Genomic DNA, 4971 nt, shown 5'->3' with positions numbered 1-4971 from the left:
GTCGGCACCGCCCCGGCCGAACAGGCCGCTGAGCCGCCCGCGCCGCACGGGGGCGGCCGGATAGGGATCGCGGCCCAGGACCCGCCAGTCGGCGCGCAGCGGCTCCTCCAGAAGCGGTCTGCGGGTGGCGTCCCACACCTCGCGCGCCCGGTTGACCAGATCGCTCCAGCGCTCGCCCGCGCCCGCGCCGAAGGCGCCGTCCAGCGCCTGGAGCACCCCGGCCCGTGACGCGTTGGGCAGCCGGACGTCCGTGCCGTCGGCGAACAGATGCCGGCTCGCCGGGTCGACCTGGCTGAGCTCGACGCTCTGCTCCAGGGTCTGCTTGCCGGTCTTCAGGAACAGATCCCGGTAGACGGCGGGCAGGTGCAGCAGCCCCGGGCCGGTGTCGAAGCGGAATCCGTCCCGCGCGAAGCGGCCGACCCCGCCGCCATGGGCCCGCCCGCGCTCGTACACCACCACCCGGTGGCCCGCCACGGCCAGCCGGGCCGCCGCCGCCATGGCGCCCATCCCGGAGCCGATCACCACAATCCGTGCCATGACCGCGACTTTATCCGCCCCCACCGACAGCCGGGGCACCACGTCTGGGGACGAGTGCGCAGATCTGAGTACGCGTACTCAGCCGGGGAGATGAGTAGTCGCGCGGATGGGCCGCCACCTGCTCGGAGGAGAGAGTGGTGCATACGGAAGGGCCGCGCGCCGCACCGCCGGCACGGGGCGGCGGAACGGCGCGGCGGCCCGGACGAAAGGTGGGAGTCACCGGGAGTCTCCGGACCAGGAGCCTCCAACGGGGGAAGTACGGGGGAGCTACGGGGGGAGGCGCTGTTCCGGTCAGCACGATGAAAGTCGATCTGACCGGAACAGCGCCTTCTACGTGTACCCGGGTGAGCCGATCCGCCCGCCATGCCGGGTGATCCGGAGGCCACGGTCGGCCCTCCGGAGGCCGCGGCCGGCTATCCGGAGGCCACGGTCCCGCCCACGCGGCCCTGAAGCAGCCGTGAGAGCGCCGCGTGCACATCCTCCAGCGACCGCTCCGGCTGATAGGACTGCCAGTCCAGCGCGGCCACCAGCACCATCCCGAACAGCGCCGACGCCGTCAGCGGGATGTCGATCTCCCCGCTGAACTCGTCCGCGGCAACCCCGGCCCGCAGCTCGGCCTCGATCACCGCTATGGCCCGCTGCCGGACCATCATCAAGGTGGACTGCCAGGCCCGGTTGGTGCGCCACAGCTCGGCCACATAGAGCTGGGTCAGCGACGGATAGCGGGAGATGAAGTCCAGCCCGGCCCGGACCATGGCGTCCAGCGCGTCCACATGGCTGCCACCGCGCTCGGCGTTCTCGTCGGCGGCGCTCTGGAGCGATGCGGTCAGCAGCTCGATGCCGTGCTGTAGCAGCTCCTCGAAGAGCACGGTCTTACTGGCGAAGTTGTAGTAGACCGTGCCCTTGGCCACCCCGGCCCGCTCGGCGATCTCGTCCACGGTGGTGGAGGAGAAGCCCTGTTCCGCGATGAGGGTGACCGCTGCCTCGAAGAGTTTCTGGCGTGTGGCCTGGCGGCGCGTGCTGCTGCTGTCCATGGCGCCGATTCTGCCCGTTGTCGATGTTATGCCGCTCATAGGCTCAGCTCCGGATGGAGCCGGTCCACCGACCACACCTGCTTTCGCCGCGCCGACCACGCGGTGAGCGCCAGGGCCGCCACGCTGAATCCGAGGAGCACCCCGCAGGCTAGCCAGACCGGGCCGAGCCCGCCGCCGGTGATGAGCCGGCGCAGCCCGTCCACCACGTAGGTCATGGGCAGGAAGGGATGGATGGCGTTGAAGAAGCGCGGGCTGGTCTGCACCGGATAGGTGCCGCCCGCGGAGGTCAACTGGAGCATCAGCAGGGCCAGCACCAGGATCCGGCCGGCCGGTCCGAAGCGGGCGTTCAGCCACTGCACGATCGCCGCGAAACAGGCCGTGACCAGCATCAGGAAGCCGAGGGTGCCCGCGGCCCGGGCCATCTGGAGGCCGATCGCCCAGTGCAACACCGCCATCAGGGCCAGCGTCTGGCACACACCGATCGCGGCGACCGGCAGCCAGCCCGCGAACGCGATCCGCCAGGAGGAGGCACCCACCGCGAGCGCGCGCCTGTTGAGCGGCTGGATGAGCATGTAGGCCACCATCGCGCCGACCCATAGCGAGAGCGGGATGAAGTACGGGGCGAAGCCCGTGCCGTAGTTGGGCGCCTTGTGCAGTGCCTGGTTGACCAGCCGGACCGGATCCGCCATCACCTCGGTCCGGGCGTCCCGGTCCTGCTTGCCGTAGTCGGGGATCTTGTCGGCGCCGTCGTGCAGACCGCCGGAGAGCTTGCCGGTGCCGTCGACGAGCCGGAACATCCCGCCGCCCAGGGTGTCCGCGCCGCCGCGCGCCTTACCGACGCCGCTGTCGAGGTCGAAGGCGCCGGTCTTGGCGGTGCTCAGCCCGGTGTGCAGGGTTCCGGCGCCCTTGGCGACCTTCTGCGCCCCGGAGTTGAGGGCGTTGACCTTCCGTACGGCGGTGTCGAGGTCGGTGTCCAGGTGCGGGGCGTTCCGCGCGAGCCAGAGCGCCTGGTCGTGCAGATCGTCCAGATGGCCGCCGAGGGCGTCGAGTTGGGTGGTGTGGTCCCGCACCAGCTTGTTGACGTCCTCGGCCACATCGGCGGCGGTGCCGGCCGCCGCCACCGACTTCTTGAGCGCGGGACAGTCCGGGTCGGCGGGCACCGCCCCCTCGCAGCGGGTCCGGTAGTCGGCGGCGAGCTCGTCGGACGCCTTACGGGCCTTGGTGGCCGCCGTGGAGGTCGTCTCGGGCAGGGTGTCGAGGCTGTCGGACGCCTTCTGGGAGGCGTCGGCGACCAGTTGGGAGACGTCCCCGATCTCCTTGCCATGCTCCTTGAGGAACGGGCGGACCTTGGCCGCCACGTCGTTGACCTTGTCGGACAGCGACTGGGTGCCGTCGGCGACGCCGCCCGCGCCGGTCTTGAGCGTTCCCGAGCCCTGGTAGAGCGTGCCGAGCCCCGACTTCAGATCGCGGCTGCCCTCCTTGGCTTTGGCCAGGCCCTTGGCGAGGTCGTCCGCGCCCTTCTTGGCCTTGCCGATGCCCTTACCGAGCTTGTCGGCGCTCTTGGCGGCCTTCTCCGTCTCGCCGTGGATATCGGCGAAGGAGATGAAGATGTTGTCGTAGAAACCGCGGGACGCCTTGGCGGAGGCCGCGGCGCGCACCTCGGAGAAGACCGAGCGGGAGATCTGGCCGACGATGTAGTTGTTGGCGTCGTTGGTGCGCACCTTGAGGGCGCCGGTCTCCGGGGACTTGCCGGAGCTGGTGGCGATCTGCCGGCTGAAGTCCGAGGGCACGGTCAGCGACAGGTAGTACGTGCCGTCCGCGACGCCCTTACGGGCCTTGGCGGCGCTCGTGCGGTGCCAGTCGAAGGTCTTGCTGTCGAGCAGCTTGCCGCTGATGTCGTCGCCCGCGGTGAGGCGCTCGCCCTTCACGGTGGCGCCGTTGTCCGAGTTGACGAGGGCGACCGGGATCTTGTCCAGCTTGCCGTACGGGTCCCAGAAGGACCACAGGTACAGCGCGCCGTAGAGGAGCGGCAGCAGAAGCAGGGCGGCGAGCGCGGCCCGGGGCAGCTTTCCCCTCCCGAACCGCTTCAGCTCAAGCGCGGCGAGTTTCGGCGAGCGCATCCGCCGCCCCCTTCTCGTTCTCGTCGTGTCCGGTCTTGTGTTCGGCCTTGTGTCCGGTCTTGTGTCCGGTCTTGTGGGCGGCGGGAGCGTCGGAGTCGTCCGCGTCGGCCTGCCGGCTGTCTTCGGCGGGGCTCTTCCGCGCGGTCCGGACCACGACCGCGTCGGCCGGGGCCTGGCTGCACACCGCGAGGACCGTGGTGCCGCCCTCCGCGATCTCCCGCAACAGCGCCCAGGCGCGCTCGCGTTCGGCGTCCGAGAGCTTCAGGTCGGCGTCGTCGACGGCCAGCAGCCGCGGCCGGGCGATGAGCGCGAGCGCGATCGACAGCCGCAGTGCCTCCATCCGCTCCAGGTCCCGTACGGCCGTACGCGGCCCCTTGGGCAGCGTGTCCAGGCCCAGCCCGGCGGCCGTGAGGGCCGCGTCGATCCCGGCCCGGGACGCGGCGGTCCGCTCACGGCGCGGGCGCAGCAGCCCGCGCGGGGAGTCGGCGAAGCGCCGCCGCAGCAGGGCCCGCTCCCGCAGATGCTCGGCGACCGTGAGCACCGGATCGAGCTCGATGACGCCCGGTACGTGCGCGAGCGCGCTGATCCGGCGTATGCGCGCCATCTGTTGGGGAACTCGGAGGCCCCCGACCACGCCGTGTCCCTCGGTGGGGCGCATCCGGCCGGTGAGCGTGAGCAGCAGGGAGGTGCGGCCCGAGCCGGACGGGCCCTCGATCGCGATCAACGCACCGGAGCCGGCGGCGATATCGGCACCGCAGAATGCCCAGCCGTGCGACCCCCTGACGCCGAGCCCCTCGGCCGTCACCGCCGCCCCGGTCTCCGCTTCTGGGGTGCCCCCCACACAGATCACTTCCTTGATTTTTGAACTGACTGGTCAGTGCAAAAATAGTATGGAGTATGACGGGGTGAGACCTGGCCTCGGGGTCGTTCGCGCTGGTCGGAGCCGATTGTCAGTGGTGTGCCCCACGATGGCCCCATACGGCGGTCGCTCTACCACACGACCGGCCGCCACGCGACGACAGGAGGTTCGTCATGGCCAGTACCGCCGCAGCGCGCCGGCACCGTGCCGCCGCCCCTGCCCCCTCGTTGACCGGCCCCGCGACCGATGTCCACCCCGTGCTGCGCCGCGCGTCCGCCCCGCCCGCCGCGGCCGGTCTGCTCACCCAGGCCCATCAGGGCCTGGAGGAGGCCGCCGCCCTCGAAACCGCCAACGAGCGCTTTGCGACCGCGCATCTGGCCGCCCTGCGCACGGCCGCGGCCGTGCTCGCCGTGCGCGGCCG

At 71.4% G+C, this 4971-nt stretch carries 5 protein-coding genes; 1 reads left to right on the top strand and 4 read right to left on the bottom strand.

The window, feature by feature from the left end:
• From KN815_RS46490 to KN815_RS46475, 4 genes are all read right to left on the bottom strand, one after another.
• A partial coding sequence (locus KN815_RS46490; protein WP_216347816.1) for an NAD(P)-binding protein occupies positions 1-537 on the bottom strand: 537 nt, incomplete at its 3' end.
• Between the two features lie 413 nt (positions 538-950).
• Entirely contained in the window at positions 951-1571 is a 621-nt protein-coding gene (locus KN815_RS46485; RefSeq protein WP_216347815.1) for a TetR/AcrR family transcriptional regulator, read from the bottom strand.
• A 35-nt stretch (positions 1572-1606) separates the two neighbouring features.
• The gene (locus KN815_RS46480; RefSeq protein ID WP_216347814.1) at positions 1607-3691 is read right to left on the bottom strand and encodes a YhgE/Pip family protein; all 2085 of its coding nucleotides are present in this window, start codon (positions 3689-3691) and stop codon (positions 1607-1609) included.
• Positions 3663-4532 (bottom strand): ATP-binding cassette domain-containing protein, encoded by an 870-nt coding sequence (locus tag KN815_RS46475; protein WP_216347813.1) that lies wholly within the window; start codon positions 4530-4532, stop codon positions 3663-3665. The genes KN815_RS46480 and KN815_RS46475 overlap by 29 nt, the downstream gene beginning before the upstream one ends.
• Before the next feature lie 191 nt (positions 4533-4723).
• Between KN815_RS46475 and KN815_RS46470 the strand changes: the two genes are divergently transcribed.
• Positions 4724-4971 (top strand): SAV_6107 family HEPN domain-containing protein (locus KN815_RS46470; RefSeq protein WP_253209677.1); only part of this gene is annotated, 248 nt, incomplete at its 3' end.

This window comes from Streptomyces niphimycinicus, assembly GCF_018883605.1.
GTDB classification, from domain to species: domain Bacteria; phylum Actinomycetota; class Actinomycetes; order Streptomycetales; family Streptomycetaceae; genus Streptomyces; species Streptomyces niphimycinicus.
This window is presented reverse-complemented; position numbering and strand designations above follow the sequence as displayed.

What these genes read in the sequence shown, in the direction of transcription:
- KN815_RS46485 (WP_216347815.1), bottom strand. Translation starts at nt 1,571, where the DNA reads ATGGACAGCAGCAGCACGCGCCGCCAGGCCACACGCCAGAAACTCTTC.
- KN815_RS46480 (WP_216347814.1), bottom strand. Translation starts at nt 3,691, where the DNA reads ATGCGCTCGCCGAAACTCGCCGCGCTTGAGCTGAAGCGGTTCGGGAGG.